Raw genomic sequence first — 2779 nt, forward strand, 5'->3', positions numbered from 1 at the left:
CCGATCAGCACCGGGTTGTTCTTGGTGCGCCTCGACAGCACCTGCACGACGCGGCGAATCTCGGTGTCCCGCCCGATAACCGGGTCGAGCTTGCCTTCGCGGGCTCGGGCGGTCAGGTCGGTGGAGTACTTCTCCAGCGCCTGGTAGGTCGACTCGGGGTCGGGGCTGGTGACGCGGGCGCTGCCGCGGACATGGGCGAACGCATCCCGCAACGTCTGCGGCGATGCGCCGTGTCCGGTCAGCAGCTTGGCGACTTCGGAGTCGCCGGTGGCCAGGCCGACCATCAGGTGCTCGGTGGAGACGTATTCGTCGTCCATCTCGGTGGCCAAGTGTTGCGCGGTGGTGATGGCAGCCAGCGAGTCACGCGACAGCTGCGGTTGCGAGTTGGCGCCGCTGGCTTGCGGCAGCCGGTCTGAGATGCGCTGCGCTTCGGTGCGGATCGTGGCGGGCTCGACGCCGACCGCCTCCAGCAGCGGCGCCGCTATCCCGTCGTTCTGTGTGAGCAGGGCGAGCAGCAGGTGAGCCGGCCTGATCTCGGGGTTGCCGGCGACGGTCGCCGCCTGCAGGGCCGATGTCAGCACTGCCTGCGTCTTGGTGGTCGGGTTGAAAGAGTCCACGACACCTCCGTTCAGAGTCTTCAGAGGGCTTGAAGGGGCCCGGGAAAAATGCTTGTCGCGTTGTTCAACGCCGTCAAGGTTGAGTCTGTTCCGCTCAACTCTATCAAATTGTGGCGGGCATACCAGGGCCTTACGCTGACCGGTTCGACCGTCGTTCATCACGTTGATGCGTTAACATCAGATGTATGCGCACCACGCTGTCCTTGGACGACGACGTCCTGCTCGCGGTAAAGGAACGCGCGCGCCGCGAGAACCGCACCGCCGGCGAGGTGCTGTCCGATCTTGCCCGGCAGGCGCTGACGCAACAGCGCATCACCGGCCCGGGTGCGGGACCGGAAAGCTTCTATGGTTTCGAACCCTTCGAGCACCGGGGGTCCGCCGTGTCCAACGCTCTCGTCGACCGGCTGCGTGACGAGGAAGGGGTGTGACGCGCGCCCTGCTGGACGTCAATGTCCTTATCGCACTGCTCGACAGCGACCACGTCGACCACGAGCGGGTTCGCCGGTGGGTGGACGGCGAGATCGTGCACGGCTGGGCGTCGTGCGCGATAACTCAAAACGGGTTCGTTCGAATCATCAGCCAGCCTCGATATCCCAGCCCGGTGCCACCTCCGCAAGCCATCGGCAGGTTGGCACGCGCCGCGGCGACCGAATATCACGAGTATTGGCCGTGTTCGGTCAGCCTGCTCGACGACGAGCTCATCGACCACTCGCGGTTGCACGGGCATCGCCAAGTAACCGACGCGTATCTTCTCGCGCTCGCAACCGCCCATGGTTGCCGATTCGCGACTCTCGACCAGTCGATTCCCGTTCACGCCGTCCGACACGCCAGCGCGCGTAACCTCGTGCTGATCTGATTTCGTCAGGCACAGCCATCGGCCGGTTCGGATCGTTTCGACGATGGCATCACGGAAGCTATTGCAGCACACTACTTCCCATATCCGAGCGCAGTCCGTGGTTATCGACTGGTGCGATACCTTCTACAACCAGCAACGCCGGTACAGTGCGGCCCACGGGCGGCCTTCCGCACCGAGTGTGCGTCCAGGGCGACGACACGCCGAGGAGCTCCGCCCTGTGCGCACACTGAAAACCCTGAGCGCACACTCGATGCCGGACGCCCATGATCGACGGCGGCGGACCGTCTGAGCCCCGTCCGCGGCAGCGGGGCGGAGCCGCCACCCCGAAAACGTCTGCCGCACATACCGAATCACCGGTAGGTGTGCGACAAGTGGCAAAGCTACCTCACCTTCGGTCGTTGCGCATGTACCGGCAGTGACGCCCGGAACGCGCCCGAACTCTTCCTATCCACCAGCTGGCGTTCGGAGGATGGCTTTGGTGGGGAATCCGTATATCGGGGCTTCGTCGTCCTCGTCCTCGGCTTTGTCGACCATGCGCGACGCTCTCGATGCAGCGGCAGGCGGCATTCCGGCGGTGACGACCGGGCTGGTGGTGGGCGCGACGGCCGGCAGCGCAGTCGCGGCGGGCGGCATGGCATCCGCGGGCGCGAGTAGGGCGGCCGAGTGCGGTGGCGCCGACAGCGCTCGGACCAGGGTGGCGTTGCCGACGCTCGCAGTGACCTCGCCGCCGCCGGTGCGCGCCCCAGCCAGGATGCCCGAACTACCCAAGCCTGTCGGGGCCGGAGCAGCGACAGCACTGAGGTGGGACGTGGCCGCGCCCAGACCGCCGACCACTGCGGCAGGGTTCAGAGTCCGGCCGAGGACCGTTGTGAGAGCGGTCATGTCACCCACGGCCTGCCCGATGAACGCCGGGCTGTAGGGCGCGCCTGCGAGGACGGAGTTGACCACCGTGGAGTTCAAAAAGTTCGACATCGGGCTCGCGCCGGACGAGCCCGTGATCATATTGATAAACCCAGCCAGCCCCGAGGTAAGACTCCCTGACCCGGGCGCCGTGAGGTTAAGCCCCAGCGCATCCGAGAGTGCGCTCATCCCCGACGCCGATGTGGCGGCTCCGGTCGCGCCGGACAGCGCGGTGGGGCTGGTGAGCCCCTGCAGTGAGGTCTGCAGGGTGGACAGTAGTTGCGACAGGCTGGTTGGGGTGTTGGCGGCCGCGCTGGACGTGGCCTGGCCGGTCGCCGCCGTTTGATGAGCCGACCCCGCAGCGGTGGTGGTCACCGGAGGCTCCTGAAGCGGGTCGAAGGTGGCC

At 66.6% G+C, this 2779-nt stretch carries 3 protein-coding genes and 1 pseudogene; 2 read left to right on the top strand and 2 right to left on the bottom strand.

Going from position 1 to position 2779, the window contains the following annotated elements:
* Positions 1–617: Clp protease N-terminal domain-containing protein (locus tag ABDV69_RS20865; protein ID WP_343577702.1), on the bottom strand; the 617-nt coding region annotated here is incomplete at its 3' end.
* Positions 618–802: 185 nt separating this feature from the next.
* Here ABDV69_RS20865 and ABDV69_RS20870 point away from each other — a divergent pair.
* Positions 803–1045, top strand: a complete 243-nt coding sequence (locus ABDV69_RS20870) for a CopG family transcriptional regulator (RefSeq protein WP_343577703.1) — start codon at positions 803–805, stop codon at positions 1043–1045.
* A complete protein-coding gene (locus tag ABDV69_RS20875) occupies positions 1042–1473 on the top strand; it encodes a TA system VapC family ribonuclease toxin (protein ID WP_343577705.1) in 432 nt (143 codons plus the stop codon). Before ABDV69_RS20870 ends, ABDV69_RS20875 begins: the two co-directional genes overlap by 4 nt.
* Positions 1474–1917: 444 nt before the next feature.
* On the opposite strand, the pseudogene ABDV69_RS20880 reads toward ABDV69_RS20875, so the two are convergent.
* Positions 1918–2779: pseudogene (locus ABDV69_RS20880) on the bottom strand (hypothetical protein); the annotation flags it as partial.

Origin of the sequence: Mycobacterium sp., assembly GCF_039583785.1 — a bacterium.
GTDB lineage: Bacteria > Actinomycetota > Actinomycetes > Mycobacteriales > Mycobacteriaceae > Mycobacterium.